General features: G+C 70.8%; 20 protein-coding genes and 3 tRNA genes. 8 read left to right on the top strand and 15 right to left on the bottom strand.

Annotated features, from left to right (window positions below; translation table 11 throughout):
- The first annotated feature begins 16 nt into the window (after positions 1-16).
- The gene (gene cofC / locus ID574_RS26355; protein WP_188191646.1) at positions 17-652 is read left to right on the top strand and encodes a 2-phospho-L-lactate guanylyltransferase; all 636 of its coding nucleotides are present in this window, start codon (positions 17-19) and stop codon (positions 650-652) included.
- On the opposite strand, the gene ID574_RS26350 is transcribed toward cofC, so the two are convergent.
- A complete protein-coding gene (locus ID574_RS26350; protein WP_188191645.1) occupies positions 647-1,909 on the bottom strand; it encodes an MFS transporter in 1,263 nt (420 codons plus the stop codon). The genes cofC and ID574_RS26350 overlap by 6 nt on opposite strands.
- 56 nt (positions 1,910-1,965) lie before the next feature.
- Here ID574_RS26350 and ID574_RS26345 point away from each other — a divergent pair, with 56 nt between their 5' ends.
- The gene (locus ID574_RS26345) at positions 1,966-2,172 is read left to right on the top strand and encodes a hypothetical protein (protein ID WP_188191644.1); all 207 of its coding nucleotides are present in this window, start codon (positions 1,966-1,968) and stop codon (positions 2,170-2,172) included.
- Between the two features lie 47 nt (positions 2,173-2,219).
- On the opposite strand, the gene ID574_RS26340 is transcribed toward ID574_RS26345, so the two are convergent.
- The 4 genes from ID574_RS26340 to leuC form a co-directional block, all read right to left on the bottom strand.
- A complete protein-coding gene (locus ID574_RS26340) occupies positions 2,220-2,519 on the bottom strand; it encodes an HU family DNA-binding protein (protein WP_188191643.1) in 300 nt (99 codons plus the stop codon).
- 101 nt (positions 2,520-2,620) lie between these two features.
- Complete coding sequence (locus ID574_RS26335) at positions 2,621-2,860, bottom strand: SCO5555 family protein (RefSeq protein ID WP_188191642.1); 240 nt, start codon at positions 2,858-2,860, stop codon at positions 2,621-2,623.
- Complete coding sequence (gene leuD / locus ID574_RS26330; protein ID WP_188191641.1) at positions 2,839-3,426, bottom strand: 3-isopropylmalate dehydratase small subunit; 588 nt, start codon at positions 3,424-3,426, stop codon at positions 2,839-2,841. Before leuD ends, ID574_RS26335 begins: the two co-directional genes overlap by 22 nt.
- A gap of 13 nt (positions 3,427-3,439) precedes the next feature.
- Positions 3,440-4,825, bottom strand: coding sequence for a 3-isopropylmalate dehydratase large subunit (gene leuC, locus ID574_RS26325; RefSeq protein WP_188191640.1), 1,386 nt, complete (start codon positions 4,823-4,825; stop codon positions 3,440-3,442).
- A 143-nt stretch (positions 4,826-4,968) separates the two neighbouring features.
- Here leuC and ID574_RS26320 point away from each other — a divergent pair, with 143 nt between their 5' ends.
- Together ID574_RS26320 and ID574_RS26315 are read left to right on the top strand one after the other, a co-directional pair.
- Entirely contained in the window at positions 4,969-5,685 is a 717-nt protein-coding gene (locus tag ID574_RS26320; protein WP_188191639.1) for an IclR family transcriptional regulator, read from the top strand.
- A gap of 58 nt (positions 5,686-5,743) precedes the next feature.
- Positions 5,744-7,471 (top strand): hypothetical protein, encoded by a 1,728-nt coding sequence (locus tag ID574_RS26315; RefSeq protein WP_188191638.1) that lies wholly within the window; start codon positions 5,744-5,746, stop codon positions 7,469-7,471.
- Between the two features lie 375 nt (positions 7,472-7,846).
- On the opposite strand, the gene ID574_RS26310 is transcribed toward ID574_RS26315, so the two are convergent.
- From ID574_RS26310 to ID574_RS26290, 5 genes are all read right to left on the bottom strand, one after another.
- A tRNA-Glu gene (locus ID574_RS26310) sits at positions 7,847-7,919 on the bottom strand.
- 18 nt (positions 7,920-7,937) lie between these two features.
- Positions 7,938-8,013 (bottom strand) — tRNA-Glu (locus ID574_RS26305).
- Positions 8,014-8,096: 83 nt separating this feature from the next.
- Positions 8,097-8,675, bottom strand: coding sequence for a hypothetical protein (locus ID574_RS26300; RefSeq protein WP_188191637.1), 579 nt, complete (start codon positions 8,673-8,675; stop codon positions 8,097-8,099).
- 2 nt (positions 8,676-8,677) lie between these two features.
- Positions 8,678-9,292, bottom strand: a complete 615-nt coding sequence (locus tag ID574_RS26295; RefSeq protein WP_188191636.1) for a response regulator — start codon at positions 9,290-9,292, stop codon at positions 8,678-8,680.
- Between the two features lie 450 nt (positions 9,293-9,742).
- Positions 9,743-11,200 carry a histidine kinase gene (locus ID574_RS26290; RefSeq protein ID WP_188191635.1) on the bottom strand — a complete coding sequence of 486 codons (1,458 nt, stop codon included), beginning with the start codon at positions 11,198-11,200 and terminating at the stop codon, positions 9,743-9,745.
- Between the two features lie 133 nt (positions 11,201-11,333).
- Between ID574_RS26290 and ID574_RS26285 the strand changes: the two genes are divergently transcribed.
- On the top strand, positions 11,334-12,233 hold the full coding sequence (locus ID574_RS26285) for an alpha/beta fold hydrolase (RefSeq protein ID WP_223167077.1): 900 nt from the start codon (positions 11,334-11,336) through the stop codon (positions 12,231-12,233).
- Positions 12,234-12,269: 36 nt separating this feature from the next.
- Here ID574_RS26285 and ID574_RS26280 read toward each other — a convergent pair.
- Positions 12,270-12,341: transfer RNA gene (locus tag ID574_RS26280), tRNA-Gln, on the bottom strand.
- 152 nt (positions 12,342-12,493) lie between these two features.
- Here ID574_RS26280 and ID574_RS26275 point away from each other — a divergent pair.
- Entirely contained in the window at positions 12,494-14,461 is a 1,968-nt protein-coding gene (locus tag ID574_RS26275; RefSeq protein ID WP_188191634.1) for a M3 family metallopeptidase, read from the top strand.
- Here the strand turns inward: ID574_RS26275 and ID574_RS26270 are convergent.
- From ID574_RS26270 to ID574_RS26260, 3 genes are read right to left on the bottom strand one after another with little or no spacing between them, the layout of a single operon-like run.
- The gene (locus ID574_RS26270) at positions 14,439-15,272 is read right to left on the bottom strand and encodes an NAD(P)H-binding protein (protein WP_188191633.1); all 834 of its coding nucleotides are present in this window, start codon (positions 15,270-15,272) and stop codon (positions 14,439-14,441) included. The two genes, ID574_RS26275 and ID574_RS26270, sit on opposite strands and share 23 nt — an antisense overlap.
- 30 nt (positions 15,273-15,302) lie before the next feature.
- Positions 15,303-16,640, bottom strand: a complete 1,338-nt coding sequence (gene gltX, locus ID574_RS26265) for a glutamate--tRNA ligase (protein WP_442939329.1) — start codon at positions 16,638-16,640, stop codon at positions 15,303-15,305.
- Between the two features lie 34 nt (positions 16,641-16,674).
- Positions 16,675-17,451: a fumarylacetoacetate hydrolase family protein gene (locus ID574_RS26260; RefSeq protein WP_188191631.1), complete on the bottom strand. Its 777-nt coding sequence runs from the start codon at positions 17,449-17,451 to the stop codon at positions 16,675-16,677.
- A gap of 228 nt (positions 17,452-17,679) precedes the next feature.
- Between ID574_RS26260 and ID574_RS26255 the strand changes: the two genes are divergently transcribed.
- The gene (locus ID574_RS26255; RefSeq protein WP_188191630.1) at positions 17,680-18,021 is read left to right on the top strand and encodes an antibiotic biosynthesis monooxygenase family protein; all 342 of its coding nucleotides are present in this window, start codon (positions 17,680-17,682) and stop codon (positions 18,019-18,021) included.
- On the opposite strand, the gene ID574_RS26250 is transcribed toward ID574_RS26255, so the two are convergent.
- Positions 18,022-18,618 carry an HD domain-containing protein gene (locus ID574_RS26250; protein WP_188191629.1) on the bottom strand — a complete coding sequence of 199 codons (597 nt, stop codon included), beginning with the start codon at positions 18,616-18,618 and terminating at the stop codon, positions 18,022-18,024.
- 119 nt (positions 18,619-18,737) lie between these two features.
- Between ID574_RS26250 and ID574_RS26245 the strand changes: the two genes are divergently transcribed.
- The gene (locus ID574_RS26245; RefSeq protein ID WP_223167076.1) at positions 18,738-20,366 is read left to right on the top strand and encodes a heparinase II/III domain-containing protein; all 1,629 of its coding nucleotides are present in this window, start codon (positions 18,738-18,740) and stop codon (positions 20,364-20,366) included.
- The last annotated feature ends 21 nt before the right edge of the window (positions 20,367-20,387 follow it).

The raw sequence follows: 20,387 nt of genomic DNA, 5'->3' as shown, positions 1-20,387 counted from the left end.
CACGATGCTTAACCCTATGAGCATCCGCTGGTCACTGGTCATTCCGGTGAAAACGCTGGTCGCTGCGAAGACCAGGCTGGCCGCCGCGACGGGTCCGCACCGTACGAAGTTCGCCGTGGCCGTGGCCGGCGACACCGTGGCGGCGTCGCTCGCCTGTCCGCTGGTCGCGCGGGTGATCGTGGTGACGGCCGACCCCGCCGCCGCGGGGCCCCTGGGGGCGCTGGGGGCCGAGGTGGTGCCCGATCCCGACCGCGGCCTGAACACCGCGCTGCGCACGGGCGCCGCCCACGCCGTACGGGTCGCGCCCGGCGACGCCGTGGGCGCGCTCCAGGCGGACCTGCCCGCCCTGCGGCCGGCCGAGCTGGGGGTGGCCCTGGCGGCGGCGGCCGAGTTCGACCGGTCCTTCGTGCCCGACGCGCTGGACGTCGGCACGACCTTTTACGGGGTGCGTCCCGGCCAGCCGTTCACGCCCAGGTTCGGCGGCGAGTCGCGGGCCAAGCACCTGGCCGCCGGGGCGAAGGAGCTTACCGTGCCGGGCATCGACTCGGTCAGGCGCGACGTGGACACGCCCGACGACCTGCGCGCGGCCATCGCGCTCGGGCTGGGCCCGCGCACGGCGGCGGTGGTCGCCGAGCTGTGGCCCGGCTCATGAGGCGGGCACGGTGGTCCGCATGATCCGCGGGGCCAGGACGACGGCCAGGTACGACAGGCCGAGCCCGGCGACGCCCGCGGCGAAGACCGCGTAGCCGCCGAACCACTCCCCCAGCAGGCCGCCGGCCAGCCCGCCGATCGGCGTCGCGCCCCACATGAGGAAGCGCATGCTGGCGTTGACCCGGCCGAGCAGGTGGTCGGGGGTGATGCGCTGGCGGTGGCTGAGCTGGGCGATGTTGAACACCACGCCGGCGACTCCGGCGAGGGCGGAGAAGACGGGGAACACCGCCAGCCGCCAGCCCGGCCCGGTGGCCAGGGCGGGCAGATACAGGACCGTCGACGCCGCCGCGGAGCCGTAGATGGTCGGGCCGACGCCCAGCCTCGCGGTCAGCCGGGCCGCCAGCGGCGCGCCCACCAGGGCACCGGCGGCGGCGGCCGACAGCAGCAGGCCGTAGGCGGTCGCGCTGAGGCCCAGCTCCGCCACCAGGTACAGCGGGTAGCCGACCGCGCAGGCCCCGAGCGCCAACCTGGTGAGCGCGCCGCCGATCGCCACCCTGCGCAGCACGGGATCCCGGATGACGAACGAGATGCCCTCCGCGACCTCCGACCGCAGCCCTCGGGCGCGCGTCTCAGACGCCCGGTGACCGGGCCGTCCCTCCGGCTTCTCGTCGGCCCGTGCTCCCCGCCGTCCGGGCTCTTCTTCGGCGCGTACCCCCGAGAGCAGGAACCCCGACACCAGGTATCCGAGGGCGTCGGCGAGCAGCGCGAACGGCGCGGTCACCGCGGCGACCAGCCAGCCGCCCACTCCCGGGCCCGCCAGCACGGACACGTACTTGGTGACCTCCAGGCGGCCGTTGGCGCGTTCGAGCCCGTCCTTGGGCACGATCGCCGGGACAAAGCTCAACTGCGCCACGTCGGAGAGCACCGTGCCCACGCCCAGCAGGAGCGCGACCGCGTAGACGTGCGGCAGCGTGAGCCCGCCCAGCCAGGCGGCGGCGGGTACGGTCAGCAGCGCCACGCCTCGGGCCAGGTCTGCCCAGACGAGGATCGGGCGGCGGCGCATCCGGTCCACCCAGACCCCGGCGGGCAGTCCGATCACCAGGAACGCGATCGTCTGGAGAGCCGACAGCACGCCAAGCTGGAAGCCGCTCGCGTCCAGGGTGAGCAGCGCGGTCAGCGGCAGTGCGACGACCGTGACCTGCGTCCCCAGCTGGGTGATGCCGTTGGCCCACGTGAATCGCCAGAAGTCGCCGCCCATGTCTGGCGATCCTCGCCTCCTCGCCCGGCCGGGGCAAACCATTTAGGCTGGTTCACGTGCAGGCGACGGTACGCAGCTTCGACGAGGACACCCGCTCGGGCACGGTCTTCCTGGACGACGGGACCGTGCTGGAGTTCGGCACGGCGGCCTTCGACGCCGGCCCGCTGCGGCTGCTGCGCACCGGGCAGCGGGTGAATCTCGGGATGACGGGCGGCCGGATCACCTACATCACGCTCTCGACCTTCCCGGTCCCGAGCCCGTGAATGCGGACGCCCGGGCCGTTCAGCCCGGGCGTGGCGGTCCGCTGGATCTACTTCTTCTTGCCGATTTTCTTGCCGCCCGCATTGACCAGCTCTTTGAAATCGGAGCCGGGCCGGAACTTGGGCCCCCAGCTCTCCGGAACGTTGATTTCCGCACCGGTGGACGGGTTCCTGGCCGTGCGTGCGGGCTTGTGCACCATCTCGAACGCGCCGAAGCCCGTGATCGAGACCTTGTCCCCACTCGCCACGGCCTTCTGGACGGCGTCGATGACAGCGTTCACGGCCTCGGTGGCCGTCTTCCTGTCGCCCACCCGGTCAGTGATGGCCTCGACGAGTTCTCGCTTGTTCATGAAAGTCCTGCTCCCCCAGTTACGCCTCAGGGTTCTGCTGCTCACGAGTTCGACGTAGAAACCCCTTACGCGCTTGAAAGTAGGCGGGATTGCGGGGGAACTCAATCACCGAGCGTGTTTTCGTCATTGCGTGGCGTGTCGGATCCCGGTTCGAGGCAGGCCAGTAACGCCTCCAGACGGACGGCGGCCCTTTCCGGGTCACGCTTGGCGAGGTCGCAGATCGCGAGATATCGGCGGGCCACCCGCTCCTTCTCGCCGGCGGGCAGCATGCGGACGCGGCGGTGCGCATCGCGCAACCGCCGCGCCAGTGCGTCGTCTTCTAGACGGTCGTCGGCAGCCATGGCTGCCGACCATTCTCGTACGCCGCGATGTCGTCGGCGTGACGCAGGGTCAGCCCGATGTCGTCGAGGCCCTCCATGAGCCGCCAGCGGGTGTAGTCGTCGATCTCGAACGGCACGACCTCGTCCGCCCAGCGGACCTGGCGTTCGACCAGGTCGACGGTGACCTCAAGCTTCGGGTCGGCCTCGACGGCCGACTGCAGGGCCTCGACCTTGTCGCCGGGCAGGACGACCGGCAGCAGGCCCATCTTCGTGGAGTTGTTGCGGAAGATGTCGCCGAAGCGGGCGGCGATCACGACGCGGAAGCCGTGCTGCTGCAGCGCCCAGACGGCGTGCTCGCGGGAGGAGCCGGTGCCGAAGTCGGGGCCGGAGACCAGGATCGTGCCGCCCTCGTAGGCGGGGTCGTTGAGCACGAACGTCGGGTCCTCGCGCCAGGCGGCGAACAGGCCCTTCTCGAAGCCGGTGCGGCTGACCTGCTTGAGCCAGACGGCCGGGATGATCTGGTCGGTGTCGACGTTGCTGCGGCGCAGCGGCACCGCCGTACCGGTGTGGGTGGTGAAGGCGTCCATCTGTGTTTCTTCCTTACAGGTCGGCGGGGGCGGTGAGGCGGCCGGTGACGGCGGTCGCGGCGGCGACCTGCGGCGACACCAGGTGGGTGCGGCCACCCTTGCCCTGGCGGCCCTCGAAGTTGCGGTTGGAGGTCGAGGCGCTGCGCTCGCCCGGCTGGAGCGTGTCGGGGTTCATGCCCAGGCACATCGAGCAGCCGGCCTCGCGCCACTCGGCGCCCGCGGCCTTGAACACCTCGTGCAGGCCCTCCTGCTCGGCCTGGTGCTTGACCAGCATCGAGCCGGGCACGATCAGCGTGCGGGTCTTGACCTGGCGGCCGCGCAGGATCTCGGCGGCCGAGCGGAGGTCCTCGATGCGGCCGTTGGTGCACGAGCCGACGAACACCGTGTCGACCTCGATCTCGCGCAGCGGCGTGCCCGCGGTCAGGCCCATGTACTCCAGAGCCCGCTCGGCGGCCGCGCGCTCGACCGGGTCGGCGAACGACTCGGGGCTGGGGACGGACGCGCCCAGCGGCAGGCCCTGGCCCGGGTTGGTGCCCCACGTGACGAACGGGGTCAGCGTCGTGGCGTCGATCTCCACGACCTTGTCGAACACGGCGTCGTCGTCCGTGCGCAGCGTCTTCCAGTATTCGACGGCCTGGTCCCACGCCTCGCCCTGGGGCGCGTGCGGCCGGCCTTTGAGGTATTCGAACGTGGTCTCGTCCGGGGCGATCATGCCGGCCCGCGCGCCGGCCTCGATCGACATGTTGCAGACCGTCATGCGGCCCTCCATGGAGAGCTTGCGCACGGCCTCGCCGCGGTACTCGACGATGTAGCCCTGGCCGCCGCCGGTGCCGATCTTGGCGATGATCGCCAGGATCAGGTCCTTGGCGGTGACGCCGACGGGCAGCTCGCCGGAGACCTCGATGGCCATCGTCTTGGGCCGGTAGGCCGGCAGCGTCTGCGTGGCCAGCACGTGCTCGACCTCGGAGGTGCCGATGCCGAACGCGATGCCGCCGAACGCGCCGTGCGTCGAGGTGTGGGAGTCGCCGCAGACGATCGTCATGCCCGGCTGGGTCAGACCGAACTGCGGGCCGATGATGTGCACCACGCCCTGCCCGGCGTCGCCCATCGGATGGAGCCTGATGCCGAACTCGGCGGCGTTCTTGCGCAGCGTCTCGACCTGCGTCTTGGACACCGGGTCGGCGATCGGGCCGAGCACGGTCGGCACGTTGTGGTCCTCGGTGGCGATCGTGAGATCGGGCCGTCGCACCTTCCGGCCGGCGAGACGGAGCCCGTCGAACGCCTGCGGGCTGGTCACCTCGTGAATGAGGTGCAGGTCGATGTAGAGCAGGTCAGGTTCGCCCTCGGCACGCCGGACGACGTGTTGCTCCCAGACCTTCTCGGCCAGTGTGCGGCCCATGATCTCCTCCTGGTGTATTTCGCGATGCGCCGTCGCATCGCCCGCTGAGGCGCGCCCCCGTTCGCCGCTCCGGGACCGGCACCCACTCGCGGGAGTTCGCCTCCGACTTGCCTTCTCATATGTCGAGACTGCAGTATCGGTGTATGGACAACTCTAGCGGAGTCGGAGTACTCGACAAGGCAGTTCTTGTACTCAACGCCCTCGAAGCGGGCCCTGCTTCACTGGCGCAGCTCGTCCAGGCCACCGGTCTGGCCCGGCCCACGGCCCACCGGCTGGCCGTCGCCCTCGAGCACCACCGCATCGTGAGCCGTGACACGCAGGGCAGGTTCGTGCTGGGCCCGCGGCTCTCCGAGTTGTCCACCGCGGCCGGCGAGGACCGGCTGCTGGCGGTGGCCGCCCCCGTGCTGGTGCAGCTGAGGGATTTGACCGGCGAGAGTGCGCAACTCTACCGCCGCCAGGGTGATGAACGGGTCTGCGTGGCCGCGGCGGAGCGGTCCAGCGGCCTGCGGGACACGGTTCCCGTGGGCTCGGCGTTGCCCATGACGGCCGGCTCGGCGGCGCAGATTCTGCTGGCGTGGGAGGAGCCCGACCGGCTGCACCGCGGCCTGCGCGGCGCCAAGTTCACCGCCGCCACGCTGGCCTCCGTACGGCGCCGCGGATGGGCCCACAGCGTCGGGGAGCGCGAGCAGGGCGTGGCCAGCGTCTCGGCCCCCATCAGGGGCAGCGGGGGCAAGGTGATCGCCGCGGTGTCCGTCTCGGGCCCCATCGAACGGCTGACGCGGGCGCCCGGGCGGCTGCACGCGGTGCCGGTCATGGCCGCCGCCGAACGCATCACCGAGGCGATGCGCCGCACGTCATGATCAGGAAAAGGCTGTATTTCGGGAGCCGACCACCTCGCGGGCGCACTAGCCTGAGTGCGTGACAGATCGCATCGAGGTAGCCGCCACTGAGCTGCGACCCCTGCTCGAAGAGTTCATCATGTGGGCACGTACCAACGCGCCCGAAAGCGACCCCGAGCTCGTGGGGCCTGCCGCACTGTGGCACCGGCTCGCCTTCTCGCAGGACCTCGGCACCTGGAAGCGCGCTGACCTGCGCAACCTGCTGCTCGACCGCATGCCCAAGGTCGTGGAGGACCCCGACGCCGCAGCCGACGGGATGCTCCCGGCCGTGGACGCGTACCTCACGTTCCTCTCGCAGACCGGCAGGCTGACCAAGCGCTCCGACTCCCTCGCCGATCTGCAGGCCGAGCTCGACGACGTCGAGGACGAGTTCGTCGACCTCATGGAGGAGCTCCTCGACGACACCGAGGGCGACGACGGTGACGAGGGAGAGGAGGCCGGCGACCTCGGCGACTTCGAGCAGTTCGCCGACGAGCTGGCCGAGCTCGACACGATCAGGCTGCGGCCCGACTCCGAGCTGGCCGAGGCCGCCCGCCGGGCGCCGCTCATCGCCAAGGCCCGCGACCTCGCCCTGTGGGTGGGGTCAGGCCGCCGGGTGGGCGAGGAGACGCTGCTCAGCGACGCCGAGGTGGAGGAGGCGCTGGCGGCCGTCGGGCTGCCCAGGCCGGAGACCGACGGCCCGATCGCCGAGGCGGTCCCGCAGCTCTGGAACATCTGGAACCTCGCCGTCGACCTCGAGTTCCTCGAGCCGGGCGAGGGCAACACGGTGACGGTGCAGGACGACACCGCGGAGTGGCCGTTCGACGACGACGAGGACGTGCTCGACGCGTGGATGCTCGGGCTCCACTCGGTCGACTACGGCGACCCCGAGCTGCCCGACGACGATCTGACCATGGCACTCACGGGCCTGACCCGCGGCGTGCTGGTCCGCCTGCTGCTCGCGGGCGGCTCGCGCGACCTCGACGAGCTGGCGCAGGAGCTCGCCGAGGCCGCCGCCGACCTCGACGAGGAGCTGGGCGCGGACGCGTGGGAGGCGGCGGGCGACCCGCTGGCGCCCGCGATCGACTGGCTCAGCGGCTACGGCATGGTCGAGCTCCAGGGCCGCACGCTCAGCCTCACGCCGCTCGGCACCGAGGGCGTCGTCCACCTGGTGGACGACGCCGACATCGAGGTGGACGCGCGGCCCGCGATCGAGTCCATGAGCGCCCACGAGCTGCTCGCGCTCAGCGCGGAGCTGCCCGAGGACGAGGCCGACGCCGAGTTCGCGGCCTGGATGCGGCTGCGCGAGCCAGGCAAGGCCGCCGAGGAGCTGCTGGAGGCGGCGGCCGAGGACGACAACGACGCGCTCATCAGGGTGCAGGCCGCCAGCGTGGTCGGCACGCTCGGCGAGGCCGCGATCCCGGCCTGGCAGGCCGCGCTCAAGCAGCCGTCGCTGCGGCCGTACGCGGCCACGCACCTGAGCCAGCTCGGGGTTGAGGGGGCGCCCGAGCCGACGCCGGACGACACGCACTGGTTGATCCTCGACATGTGGACCATCTCGGCGGGGCTGGGGCGGTCGGAGTTCGTGAGCAGCCTGCAGGACATCGGGCCTGAGATGGTCAACAACCTGCTGGAGGTGATCTGGAAGATCCCGCACGCGCACGTGGAGGAGCTGCTGGATCTCATCTCGCAGGTGCATCCGGACAAGCAGGTGGCCAAGGCGGCCCGGCGGGCGCTCTACAAGGCCCGCTCGGCGAGCTCGGTGTAACCGCCGCTCGCCGGGCCGGGCCCGCTCTGGCGGCGCGCGTTCCCCGCTGGAGGCCCCCGCCGCATGTGGCGGGGGCTTTTCGCGTTCTCGGCCGCCGTTTCGTCGACCCTCCCCCGCCGTCCGTGGCGAAGGTCTCATTTGTTTCTTTTACGGCTTCGCACGGGAGGGTCCAAACGCCGTACGGGGCCGGGCTCCCTCCAGGGGAACGCTCCTCCGGTTCGCGGGGCGGGCGCCGTTACGTGCGCGCTGTGGGCCGCCCGCGTGAGAGTCGTGGACCGCCGGGAACCGAGAAGAAGCGGACCGGGAGAGGCGTGGACCGCCGGAAAAAGCGAAACGCTCCGGGCTGTGGGCGCCGGAGCGAGTGTGATGCAGACGTAGTCCCGACCGGATTCGAACCGGCGCTACCGCCTTGAGAGGGCGGCGTCCTGGGCCACTAGACGACGGGACCTTCGCGCACTTGTGACAGTGGTAGTCCCGACCGGATTCGAACCGGCGCTACCGCCTTGAGAGGGCGGCGTCCTGGGCCACTAGACGACGGGACCCTGTCCACAAGCTGGTGTGCCGGGGGCTCCCCCGGCGACGCACGTAACTCTACCGCACCCCGGAGACCACTCCAAACCGCTTATCAGCCCATCAGATCGGGCCTGTGGTGACGTACCCAGGCGCCCATGGGGCCGCTCTCCCACCGGACGTCGAACTCGCTCAGCGGGATCGCGACCTCCGGGCGGCCCGTGGCGGGGTCCACCGGGACGCGGGCCAGGCGGTCGCGTACCCAGCGGGGCACGCCGGCCGGCACCGTACGCTCGCCCCAGCCCACGAGCCCGACCGACCGCAGAGGCTGGACCCGCACCCGTACGCCGCCGGGGCGGCCGATCGAGCGCGGGTCGGCCAGCCGGGTGTCCACGGCGTCGACCCTGGTGATGTCGGGCCAGCGCAGGCGGACGCGGAACCCATGCGCGTCGGTCAGCTCCACGCCGTCGGCGGAGAAGCGGACGACGGTGCCCGAGGTCAGGCGGCGGTGCTTGGCGGCGAGGACGGTGAGCAGGGCGGCGGTGGCGAGCGCGCCGACGACGGCGCCGAGCGCGGTGCTGCCGGTGAAGATCGCTCCCAGGAGGAGGCAGACGACGAAGAAGAGTGCCAGCGGGGCGATGAACGGGGCGGCGAAGCGCGGGAAGCCGCCCGGGCGCATGCGGAACTCGTCCATGGTCAGGTGGTGAGGAGGCCGCGACGGTAGGCCTCGCCCACGGCGGCGGCGCGGTCGCGGACGTCGAGCTTGGCGTAGATGTGCAACAGGTGGGTCTTGACGCTGGCCTCGCTGATGAACAGCCTGGCCGCCGCCTCCTTGTTGGTCGCACCCTCGGCGATCAGTCGCAGCACCTCCAGCTCCCGCTTGCTCAGCGTGCCTCTGGCGGGCCGGCGGACGGACTCGGCCAGGCGGCCTGCCGCGGCGGGGGCGAGCACGGTCTCGCCTCTGTGGGTGGCTCTGACGGCGCGGACCAGCTCCTCGGGCGGGGCGTCCTTGAGCAGGTAACCGCTGGCGCCGGCCTCCAGCGCCGGGAGGACGTCGGTGTCGAACGTGGTCAGCACCAGCACCCGCGGGCCCGTGCCGCCGAGCCGCCGGATGGCGGTGACCCCGTCCACGCCGGGCATGCGCAGATCCATGAGGACGACGTCGGGGCGGAGGTCGTGTGCCAGGGCCACGGCCTGCTCGCCGTCGGCCGCCTCCCCGACGACCTCCAGGTCGGCCTCGGCGTCGAGGGCCGCACGCAGTCCGTCGCGCACGATCGGGTGATCGTCCGCGATCAGCACCCGCACCGTCATCGGTCTCCCCTTCCCAAGGTCATCGTCTCACCGATCCCCATCCTCGACCGCCCGCCCGGCACCGGAGCCCTCCGCTGGAGCGGAGTAACGGCCCACCGGACGGGTGGTATGCCCTCCCTTCCACGCGAGAGACGGGCGAGCCCGCCGGTCGCCCGGCGTCGCCGCTTTCAGGGCGCGTGGCCGCTCGGCCCGGCGAGCCAGTGGCATCGCCGCCCTCCGCCCGGCCAGCGGTGGCAGCCGTCCGCGCCCGTCGCCTCGCCGGCCTCCCCCCGAAGCCTGGAGCGGCCCGCCGGGCGAGCGGCCTCACCGCCCGTGGCGCACGGGTGGCGGACTGGCCCTCGGGGCGGGCGCGTCACCGCCCTCCGCGCGGGCGACCGCGCCGATCTCCGCGTGAGCGGCCTCGCCTACCTCCCGCGAGGAGCGGGCGGTCCGCTGGGCGAGCGGTGTCACTCAGCGCGAGTGTCCGGTCGGCCCTCGGGGCGGGGGGTGGCGTTGCGGCCGGCCCTCGGGGTGGGTGGTGTCGTCGGGCTCGGCGCGGGTGACGGGCCGGCCCTGGAGGGGGGTGGTGTCGTCGGGCTCGGCGCGGGGGTGGTCGGGGTGGGAGGGAAGGGGGATGGCGGGGTGGGAGGGAAGGGGGATGGCGGGGTGGGAGGGAAGGGGGATGGCGGGGACGGTGGCGGCGATGGACGTGCCGTGGCCGGGCTCGGATTCGATTTCCAGGGTGCCGCCGACGGCGCGGGCGCGTTGGCGCATCCCGTCCAGGCCGAAGCCGTCAGTGGGCGTGTGCGGGCCGAAGCCGGCTCCGTCGTCGCGGATGTCGAGAAGGATGAGTTCGTCCGTGTACGACAGGGTGAGGCCCGTCCTGGTGGCTCTGGCGTGCTTGGCGACGTTCGCCAGTGCCTCCTGAGCGATGCGGAACAGGGTGGCCTCGACGTCGGTGGACAGGGCGACGGGCGTGCCGGTGACCTCGAAGGCCAGCTCCACGCCCGACGTCCGCGACCAGGATGCGGCCATGCGGCCGAGCGCCTCCGGCAGCCGCGCGTCCTCCAGCGGCTCGGGACCCAGCGCGCGTACGGATCTGCGGGCCTCCGCCAGACCGCGGCGGGCGAGCTCGGCCGCCTGGTCGAGATGGCGGAGGCGGGCGGGATCCTGGACGGCGCGGCGGGCGGCGTCGAGCTGGCCCATCAGGGCGACGAGGTCCTGCGCCACCGTGTCGTGGATCTCGCCGGCCATCCGGTGCCGCTCGTCCAGCACGCCCGCCCGCCTGGCCTGGTCGATGAGCCTGGCGTGCAGGTCGGCGTTCTCGTCCATGGCGGCCCTCAGCCGCTCGACGAGGCGGCGGCGCTTGTCGTGCTCGGCGGAGACGTACCAGCCGGCCAGGACCAGCGGGACGGCGACGCCGGCGATCACGGCGAGCAGGGCCGGCTGGTCCCCTGGACTCGCCTGGGCGGCCACGTTGACGGTGGCGGTGAGCGTCACCCCGGCCATGATCAGCCGGGCGGGGAGCAGGGAGATGGCGAGCGGGTAGCCGACCGAGGCGAAGACGGTGAAGGCGGCGTTCTCGGCGGCGAGGGCTCCGGCGAGGGCGATGAGGACGAGGTAGTGGCCGATGACGGGGGCGCGCAAGGCATCACGGCGAGGGTGGAGCCAGGCGATGGGAGCGAGCCACAGCGCGGCGGCCACGGTGAGGGCGGGCCAGGGCAGGCTTGCGCGGTCGGCGGAGTCGGCGGGTGATCCGGTGCCGAGAAGTCCGGACAGCCGCGTAGTGAGTGGGTCCAGCAGTGCGCGCAGGGCGGACGGGCCGCCGTCGGGCACGTCCAGGAGGGCAGCGCCGACCGCGGAGGCCGCGAGCAGTGCGTACGCGAGCCCCAGGTACGCCCAGCGCTCGCGCCCGTCGAACCAGCTCATGAGGTCCAGACTGGCATGACATCAACCGATCGGTGGATGTCCGGCATCCACCGCACGTAGCGCCGCCCGGACGATGTGGACCTCGGCTGACCTGGGCGAACATCGACTTATGAGCAGACCGACACGGAGAAGCATGTTCCAGATGGCCGCCGTGGCCGGCGCGGGCGCCGCCTCGATCGCCGCCGGGCACAAGAAGGAGGTGACCACGTTCGTCTTCGTGACCGGCTCGAACGGCGTGGCCACCGCCGACCCGGAGCTGACGCTGCGCGGCCACCGCGCCGTGGGCGTGAGCCTGCCGGGGCACGGCCCCGAGGAGCAGTTCCACCTGGCCTACCAGGCGCCGCAGGACCTGACGAAGCTGGCTGCGATCCCCTCCCCGATGGCCGGTGTGACGCTGGACGACTACGTGGAGGCCACGGTGGACACGGTGCGCCGGGTCGCGCGGTACGGGCCGGTCGTCCTGGTGGGCGGCAGCCTGGGCGGCTCGACGATCACCAAGGCGGCCGACGCCGTCCCCGACCTGATCGACCGGCTCGTTTACATCTCGGCCTACTGCTGCACGAAGCTGCGTTCGCCGGCGGAGTATCTGGAGACGCCGGAGGGCAGGACGAGCCTGGTGGGCAACCTGTTGTCCGGCGTCGTCGGCGACCCCCGGGTGCTCAAGGCGGTGCGCGTCAACTGGCGGACGAACGACAGGAAATTCCTCGAGGCGGCCAAGGCGGCGTTCATGGCCGAGGGGACCGACGGCGAGTTCCTCGCCATGCTCAACACGTCGCTGCCGGACGAGAGCCTGCAGGTGTCGAGTGCGGACGCGCGAGGCCGCAGGAGCGCGTGGGGGCGGGTGCCGAGGGTGTACATCAGGCACACGCGGGACCGGGTGATCCCGCCGGCGTTGCAGGATCGGATGATCAGGGAGGCGGACGCGGCGACGCCGGGCAACAGGTTCAAGGTCTTCACGGTGGAGAGCTCGCACGCGCCGACACCGAAGGCCTATCGGGAGATCACCGAAATCCTGGATCGGCTGGTGAAATGAAAAACGGACGTCTCGCTCGGAGACATCCGTTCACTGCTGGGGTACCAGGACTCGAACCTAGACTAACTGAACCAGAATCAGTCGTGCTGCCAATTACACCATACCCCACCGCTGCGAACCCCTCGGGGCGCGCTTGGCGACGTCCGAAAGAATAGCCCAGCTAGGGGGGTAAGACCAAAACGATTAGCCGGCCGGTCTCTCCAGTGTCTCCGCCGTGCCAAGCTGATGGGGACAAAACACCACGTGGAGGAGCCCGAGCGTTGGCCGAGAATCCGTTCTTCGCCCCCAGCACCCTGCCGTACGAGTTGCCGCCCTTCGCCGACGTCCGTGAGGAGCACTACCTGCCGGCGTTCCGACACGGCATGGCGGAGCAACTGGCCGAGGTCGACGCGATCGCCGGCAGCGCCGAGCCGCCGACCTTCGACAACACGATCGCCGCGCTCGAACGGTCGGGACGGATCCTCGATCGCACGGCCACGGTCTTCTACAGCATCGCCGCGTCCAACTCCAACGACGAGATCATGGAGATCGAGAAGACGATCTCGCCGGAGCTGACCAGGCACAACGACGCCATCCGGCTCAACCGGGCGCTGTGGTCCCGCATCAAGCTGGTGACCACGGAAGACCCGGAGGAGGCCTGGCTGCTGGAGAAATACCGCGACGACTTCATCCGGGCCGGCGCCGACCTGTCGGAGCCGGAGCAGGCCCGGCTGCGCGAGCTCAACGAGGAGCTGGCCAAGCTCTCCACGGGGTTCGCGCAGAGCCTGCTCAAGGCCTTGACCGAGTCGGCGCTGGTGGTGGAGGACCCGAAGGAGCTCGACGGGTTCGACGAGGCCAGGATCGAGTCGCTGCGCAAGGACGGCAAATACGTCCTGCCGCTGCTCAACTTCACCGCCCAGCCCGCCCTGGCCGAGCTGACCAACCGGGACGTGCGCCGCCGGCTCTACGAGCTGAGCGTCGGCCGGGCGCCGGGCAACTTCGAGCTGGCCGCGAGGATGGCGACGCTGCGGGCCGAGCGGGCGGCGCTGCTCGGCTTCCCCAACCACGCCGCGTACTCGGTGGCCGACCAGACGGCCAAGACCGTCGAGGCGGTCGAGGAGATGCTCGGCCAGCTCGTCCGGCCCGCCGTGCGCAACGCCGAGCGGGAGGCCGAGGAGCTGACCGCGCAGGCCGGGTTCGCGATCGAGCCGTGGGACTGGCCTTACTACGCGGAGAAGGTGCGCCAGGCCCGCTACGACTTCGACGACTCCGTGATGCGGCCGTACTTCGAGCTCAACCGGGTCTACCGGGACGGCATCTTCTTCGCGGCCACCAAGCTCTACGGCATCACCTTCACCGAGCGGCCCGACCTGAGCGGATACCACCCGGACGTGACCGTGTTCGAGGTGTTCGAGGAGGACGGGAGCCGGCTGGGGCTGTTCCTGCTCGACCCGTACGCCAGGGAGCGCAAGCGCGGCGGGGCGTGGATGAACAGCCTGGTCGACCAGTCGTTCCTGTTCGGGCTGCGGCCGGTGGTGATGAACAACCTCAACGTCACCAAGCCCGCCTCGGGGCCGACGCTGCTGACGTACGACGAGGTCAACACGGCCTTCCACGAGTTCGGGCACGCGCTGCACGGGTTGTTCTCGCAGGTGCGCTTCCCGCGGGTGTCGGGCACCAGCGTGCCGCGTGACTTCGTCGAATACCCCTCGCAGGTCAACGAGATGTGGGTGACCTGGCCGGAGGTCCTGGCCAACTACGCCAAGCACCACGAGACGGGCGAGCCGATGCCGGCCGAGCTCGTGGAGAAGCTGCAGGCGGCCGAGAAGTTCAACCAGGGCTTCAAGACCGTCGAATATCTCGCCGCCACGCTGCTCGACTGGGCCTGGCACAAGCTGGCGCCGGGCGAGACGGTGAGCGACGCCGAGGCGTTCGAGGCTGCGGCGCTGGAGGCCGCGCAGATCGCCGTGCCGCAGGTCAGGCCGCGCTACCGGACCAACTACTTCGCGCACATCTTCTCCGGCGGCTACAGCGCCGGCTACTACTCCTACATCTGGAGCGAGGTGCTGGACGCGGAGAGCGTGGAGTGGTTCAAGGAGAACGGCGGGCTGACGAGGGCGAACGGCGACCACTTCCGCCGCGAGTTGCTCTCTCGCGGCGGGAGCCTCGACCCGCTGACCGCCTTCCGCAACTTCCGTGGGCGCGAGCCCGGCATCGAGCCGCTGCTCAAGCGCCGCGGCCTGGACTGAAAACCCCGGCGTGCTCGGCGGCCCACTGCGCGAACGTGCGCGGTGGCCGCCCCGTCACCTGCTCGACGATGGGCGTGACCTGGTAGGCGTCCTCGGGCACGTTGCCGAAGACCTCGATCTGGAACTCGATCATCTCCTCGGGGACACCCTGGGCCCGGTAACGCTCGCGCATCTGGTCCACGGTGAGCTCGACGAAGGCGATCTCCCTGCCGATCGCCTCGGAGAGGATCGCGACCTTGGCCGGCATGTCGAGCAGCTCCGGGCCGGTCAGGCCGTAGGAGTGGCCAGCGTGGCCGTCCTCCGTCAGCGCGGTGGCGATCACGGCGCCGATGTCGGCCTCGTGCACCATCGCGGTCTTCGTCGCGCCGAAGGGCTCCTCGATCACGCCTCTCGTCCGCACGGACTCGGCCCAGGCGAGGGCGTTGGCCATGAACTCGGTGGGCTGGACATAGGTCCAGGCGAGGTCGCTCGCGGTCACGGCGGGCTCCAGCGTGCCCTGGGACCAGCCGCTGAGGAGCGTCACGCGGCGCACCCCGGCCGCGGCGATCAGCTCGACGATCTCCTCGCCGTTCGGCAGGGGTGTGTAATCAGGGCCGCCCACGTCGATGAGGTGCACGCCCGCGACGCCCTGGAGCACCGGGACGAGCGTCTCGGCCCGGCTGAGGTCGCCCTGGACGACCTCCACCCCTTCGGGCAGCCGGGCTCTCGCGGGGTCGCGGGTGAGCGCCCTCACCCGCTGCCCCATGCGTACGAGATGGCCGACGACATGCCTGCCCACGGAGCCCGTGGCCCCGGTCACCAGATAGGTCATGCCGACGACGCTAGAAGCCGTCGCGGCAGACTACGTTCCTGAATGCAGCCGCGTCAGGGCGGAACGCAGGCGGTCTTGCACACGCTCGCGGCCGAGCACCTCGATCGACTCGAACAGTGGCAGGCCCACCGTGCGGCCGGTGACCGCGACCCGCACCGGCGCCTGCGCCTTGCCCAGCTTGAGCCCGTGGGCCGTGCCGACCTCCTCCAGGGCCTCCTTGAGCGACTCCGGATCCCAGCTGACCGACTCCAGCCGGTCGAGGTAGCCGGTGATGATCTCCATCGGGGAGTTCTTCATCGCCTTGTCCCACGACGCTTGGTCGAACACCGGCTCCTCGAGGAAGAGGAAGTCGACGTTCTGCCGGATCTCCGACAACACCGCGATGCGGGTCTGGGCCAGCGCCGCGACCTTGCTGAACAGCTCGCGGTCCCAGGAGGCGTCGAGGTAGGGCGCGCAGCGCTCCTCGAAGGTCTCCAGCGGCAGCGCCCGGATGTATTCGCCGTTGAACGCGCGCAGCTTCTTCTCGTCGAAGAACGCGCTGGCGGAGTTGACGTCCTCCAGCCGGAACAGCGGCACCATCTCCGACCACGGCATGATCTCGCGGTCGCCGCCGGGGCCCCAGCCGAGCAGCATGAGGTAGTTGACCATGGCCTCGGCCAGGTAGCCCTCGGCCCGGTAGTCCTCCAGCGCGACCTTGTCGCGGCGCTTGGACAGCTTCTTGCGCTGCTCGTTGACGATCACCGGCAGGTGCGCCCACACCGGCGGCGTCGCGCCCAGCGCGGGCCACAGCAGCATCTGCTTGGCCGCGTTGCCCAGGTGCTCCTCGCCGCGGACCACGTGGGTGATGCCCTGCGTGATGTCGTCGACCGCGTTGGCCAGCACGTAGAGCGGCGAGCCGTCGGTGCGGGCGATGACGAAGTCTTCCTGGGCCTCGTTGGGGAACTCCACGTTGCCGCGGACGAGGTCTTCGACCACGGTGACGCCCTCGTCGGGGGTGCGGAAGCGGACCGCGCCCTCGGTCAGCCCCCGCTCGCGGCAGTGGCCGTCGTAGCCCTTGTGCTCGGAGCCGGTGCGGGCCACGAGGGCCTCGCGCGTGCAGTCGCAGTAGTAGGCGCGGCCGTCGGCGAGCAGCTTGGCCACCGCCTCGCGGTGCTGCGGCTCGTAGGCCGACTGGAAGTAGGGGCCCTCGAAGCACGGGTGGGTGCCGTTGATGCCGATCCAGTCGAGCGCGGAGATGATGCCCTCGGTCCACTCGGGCCGGTTGCGCGAGGCGTCGGTGTCTTCGATGCGCAGCACGAAGCGGCCGCCGGACTGTTCGGCCAGCGCCCAGTTGAACAGCGCCGTGCGGGCACCGCCGACGTGGAACATGCCGGTTGGGGACGGGGCGAAACGCACCCGTAGATCAGTCACGGGAGACCACCTTGTTCGTGAGTGTGCCGATGCCTTCGATGCCGACGCTGACCTCGTCACCGATCTGCAGCGGGCCGACGCCTGCCGGGGTGCCGGTCAGGATGACGTCGCCGGGGATCAGCGTCATGACCGCGCTGACGTAGGCCACCAGCGCGGGGATGTCGTTGATGAGCTGGCTGGTGCGGCCGCTCTGGCGCACCTCGCCGTTGACCGTGGTCGTCAGCGCGAGGTCGCTCGCGTCCAGGTCGGTCTGGATCCACGGCCCGAGCGGGCAGAACGTGTCGAACCCCTTGGCCCGGGTGAACTGCACGTCCTTCTTCTGCAGGTCGCGGGCGGTGACGTCGTTGGCGCAGGTGTAGCCGAAGATGACGTCCTTGGCCCGCTCGACCGGGACCTCGCGGCAGAGCCGGCCGATCACCACGGCCAGCTCGCCTTCGTAGTCGACGCGGTCGGACAGCGACGTGGGATAGGCGATGTTCTCGCCGTGACCGATCACCGAGGTGGACGGCTTCATGAAGATGAGCGGCTCCTCGGGCACCTCGTTGCCCATCTCGCGTGCGTGCTCGGCGTAGTTTCTGCCGATGGCGATGACCTTGCTGGGCAGCATCGGAGCCAGCAGCTTCACCTGGGAGAGCGGGAACCGCTCGCCGGTGAACTGCACCGTGGCGAAGGGGTGTCCGGAGATCGTGGAGACGAACTCCTCGCCCGGGCCGCCTTCGACCACGCCGAACGACACGCCTTCGCCTGTGGAGAACCTCGCTATACGCACCTGACAAGGCTATCGCCGCCGCCACAGGGGTCGGCCCAATGAGCAGGTCGCGCCGCAGATCTCCGCGACTCCCGCGATCGCCTCCCCCGCCTCTCCTGACGTCGCCTGTGCCCGGCGGCGGCGCCGGCGCGTCGCCCGGCCGAGTTCGTACAGGAACGGCCCGGCGAGAAGTGGATCACACGAGGGACGGGGCTAGCCTGGAGTCCTCACTGAGGAAAGGGGATCCCGTTGTCCGTCGTGAAGATCAACGTGCTGACCGTGCCCGCCGACATGCGCGAGGAGCTCGAAAGGCGCTTCGCCAAGCGGGCCGGGATGGTGGAGTCCGCCGACGGCTTCGAGTGGTTCGAACTGCTCAGGCCGGTGGAGGGCACCGAACGGTACCTCGTCTACACGCGCTGGCGCAGCGAGGAGGACTTCCAGAAGTGGCAGCAGAGCCAGGCGTTCCAGCGCGGGCACGCCCAGGCCGCCGCGGCCGCCGGCCAGGGACACGGCCACGGGCAGGGGCCCGCGGCGACCGGCTCGGAGGTGTGGACGTTCGAGGTCGCCGAGACCGCGGCTCCCAAGGAGTAGTCAGCCGTCCAGGGGGTTGCGCGCGATGCGGTCCACAATGCCGCTCCGCACGAACTGCGCGGCGATGCTGCCCGGCTTGCGCGCCCCCTGCTCGGAGATGCACACGGCGAACTCCTTGGCGATCTCCAGCCGCGGATGGCGCTCCAGCACCTCCCGCCGCACCTCGGCGGGGATCTCGTCGGTGCGGCGGCCGGAGATGTCCATGCCGGTCGAGAGCTCCAGCAGGTGTCCTTCGGGATCCTCCTCCACCGGCACCTCCTCCCACATGTGCCGGATGATCACCTCGGCGGCCCTCGTCCTGCGCTCGGGCGACCAGCCGGCCCCGGCGCAGAAGGCCCAGGCCACGTGCCCGCCCGCCTCCTCGTACGGCACCGTGTGGCTGTCGAACTCGGCGACCAGCCCGATGTCGTGGAGCATGGCCGACACGTAGAGCAGCTCGGCGTCGAACGCGATGTCGTTGGCACGCGCGTACGCGGCCGCCCACAGGTAGGCGCGGATCGAATGGTTGAGCAGCGACGGCGAGTGGTAGCGGGTGGCCACCTCGAGGGCGCCGCGGCAGGCGGGTGTGTCGGGGATCACGAGATCGTCGAATGTCACGGACACCAGCATGCCAGTGGGGCATCGCGCGGCTAACGAATCGGTCATTCAACTTGACCAGTTGATCGCGATTCGGACAGCATGTTCCGCCCTCATCTTTTGTCCCGAAAGGAACTGGCGTGCGCCGGCTCGCGATACCTCTTGCCCTCACGCTCGCACTCGGCGGGCACGTGAGCCCGGCCCAGGCCGACAAGGTCGACCGCACCTGGGCGTGCCAGGGTGACTGGCTGCCCGGCACGCCGACGGCCGAGGAGGTCATGCGGGGCGAGCTGGCGCTGGTGGGGCTTCCGGTGTACCAGCTTGGCAAGAAGATCAACTGGGACGCGAGCCCGTACGGGAACCGCTCCTGGGAGTTCGTCTTCCAGTCGCTGCGCTGGATGGGCACGCTGGTCGTCGCGTACGAGAACACCGGCGAGCGGCGCTACCTGGAGCGCGCCAAGGAGATCGCCCAGGACTGGGTGGCGAACAACAAGTACGGCGCCCCCGGGACCAAACCGTACGTGTGGAAGGACCACCCGGTCTCGTTGCGCACCCAGCCGCTGCTGTGCCTGAGCATGCACGTCAAGGAGGGCTGGCTGAAGGAGAGCCTGGCCGTCCACGCCAAGCTGCTGGCGGACCCGCGGCTCTACAAGAAGGGCCACAACCACGGCATCGACCAGGACATCGCGCTCATGGGCATCGGCTGCCGCTACGACCGCAAGGACTGGGCCGACCTGGCCTCCAGGCGCCTCACCGGCACGGTCCAGCTCGACGTGGACTCCCAGGGCGCGCTGATGGAGCAGGCGCCGCGGTACGCCGTCTACGTCTACGGCCGGCTCCAGCTCGCGATGACCAACATGAAGGCCTGCGACCGCAAGGTGCCCGGCGCGATCGCCTCCCGCACCGAGGCGCTGAAGGACTTCATCGCCCACGCGACCATGCCCAACGGCTACATGGTGCCCATCGGGGACGGGACCGCCGACACCGAGCCGAAGATGGAGACCGGTACGCCGAAGCAGGAGGTCAAGGCGTACCGGGCGGGCTACGTCTTCGGCCGGACGGCCTGGGGCAAGCCGGAGTCGGCGTACTACTCGATCAGGTTCGGGCCCGGCATGAAGTACCACGGGCACGAGGACCACCTGGGCGTGACGTACTACGCGCAGGGCCGCGACATCCTCGTGGACGGCGGCTTCCACTCCTATGAGAAGAGCTCCTACCGCTACTGGACGCTCTCGCCGGAGGCGCACAACGTCCCCACGGTGGTCGGCGCCCGGTTCCGGCCGCGCACCCCCACCAAGCTCGTCAAGTCCTCCTACGGCGAGGACCGGCAGTCATTCCGGTTGACCGACAAGGCGTACGGCGTGAGCCGGACCCGGTCCGTACTGGTCAACCACGGCGAGGACCTGATGGCGGTGCTGGACACGGCGTCGGGCGGCAAGGAGGTCAGTAACCTCTGGCGGTTCCATCCGTCGCTCAAGGTCGTCTCGAACGGCGGCGGCAAGGTCGTGCTGGCGGACGGCAAGTTCAAGGTCACGCTGGTGCAGTTCTCCGGGTGCGACCGGATCGGCGGGCAGAAGGTGCAGCGCGGCGGCAAGCTCGGCTGGGTGTCGCCGACCTACCTGTCGAGGACTCCCACCAACGTGATCGTGTCGCCGGCGGCGAAGTCGCTGCTGACGGTGGTCGTCCCGGGCACCGACTCGCCCAAGGTGTCGTGCTCCGGCGGGAAGGTCACGGTGGAGGGCGTCTCGTTCTCCACCGGCGTCCTCTGAGCACCTTGTGAGACCTCGGCC

This window comes from Nonomuraea sp. SYSU D8015 (assembly GCF_008065375.1).
Lineage (GTDB): Bacteria > Actinomycetota > Actinomycetes > Streptosporangiales > Streptosporangiaceae > Nonomuraea.
Note: the sequence above shows the minus strand (reverse complement) of the source record. Positions and strands in the feature narration are given on the sequence as shown.

Bases quoted from the DNA above. Each gene is read 5' to 3' on its own strand.
- ID574_RS26285 (WP_223167077.1), top strand. From the start codon at position 11,334: ATGTTCCAGATGGCCGCCGTGGCCGGCGCGGGCGCCGCCTCGATCGCC.
- ID574_RS26320 (WP_188191639.1), top strand. From the start codon at position 4,969: ATGGACAACTCTAGCGGAGTCGGAGTACTCGACAAGGCAGTTCTTGTA.
- leuD (WP_188191641.1), bottom strand. From the start codon at position 3,426: ATGGACGCCTTCACCACCCACACCGGTACGGCGGTGCCGCTGCGCCGC.
- ID574_RS26270 (WP_188191633.1), bottom strand. From the start codon at position 15,272: ATGACCTATCTGGTGACCGGGGCCACGGGCTCCGTGGGCAGGCATGTC.
- ID574_RS26290 (WP_188191635.1), bottom strand. From the start codon at position 11,200: ATGAGCTGGTTCGACGGGCGCGAGCGCTGGGCGTACCTGGGGCTCGCG.
- gltX (WP_442939329.1), bottom strand. From the start codon at position 16,640: ATGTTCCACGTCGGCGGTGCCCGCACGGCGCTGTTCAACTGGGCGCTG.
- ID574_RS26340 (WP_188191643.1), bottom strand. From the start codon at position 2,519: ATGAACAAGCGAGAACTCGTCGAGGCCATCACTGACCGGGTGGGCGAC.
- ID574_RS26335 (WP_188191642.1), bottom strand. From the start codon at position 2,860: ATGGCTGCCGACGACCGTCTAGAAGACGACGCACTGGCGCGGCGGTTG.
- ID574_RS26300 (WP_188191637.1), bottom strand. From the start codon at position 8,675: ATGGACGAGTTCCGCATGCGCCCGGGCGGCTTCCCGCGCTTCGCCGCC.
- ID574_RS26350 (WP_188191645.1), bottom strand. From the start codon at position 1,909: ATGGGCGGCGACTTCTGGCGATTCACGTGGGCCAACGGCATCACCCAG.
- ID574_RS26295 (WP_188191636.1), bottom strand. From the start codon at position 9,292: ATGACGGTGCGGGTGCTGATCGCGGACGATCACCCGATCGTGCGCGAC.
- cofC (WP_188191646.1), top strand. From the start codon at position 17: ATGAGCATCCGCTGGTCACTGGTCATTCCGGTGAAAACGCTGGTCGCT.
- leuC (WP_188191640.1), bottom strand. From the start codon at position 4,825: ATGGGCCGCACACTGGCCGAGAAGGTCTGGGAGCAACACGTCGTCCGG.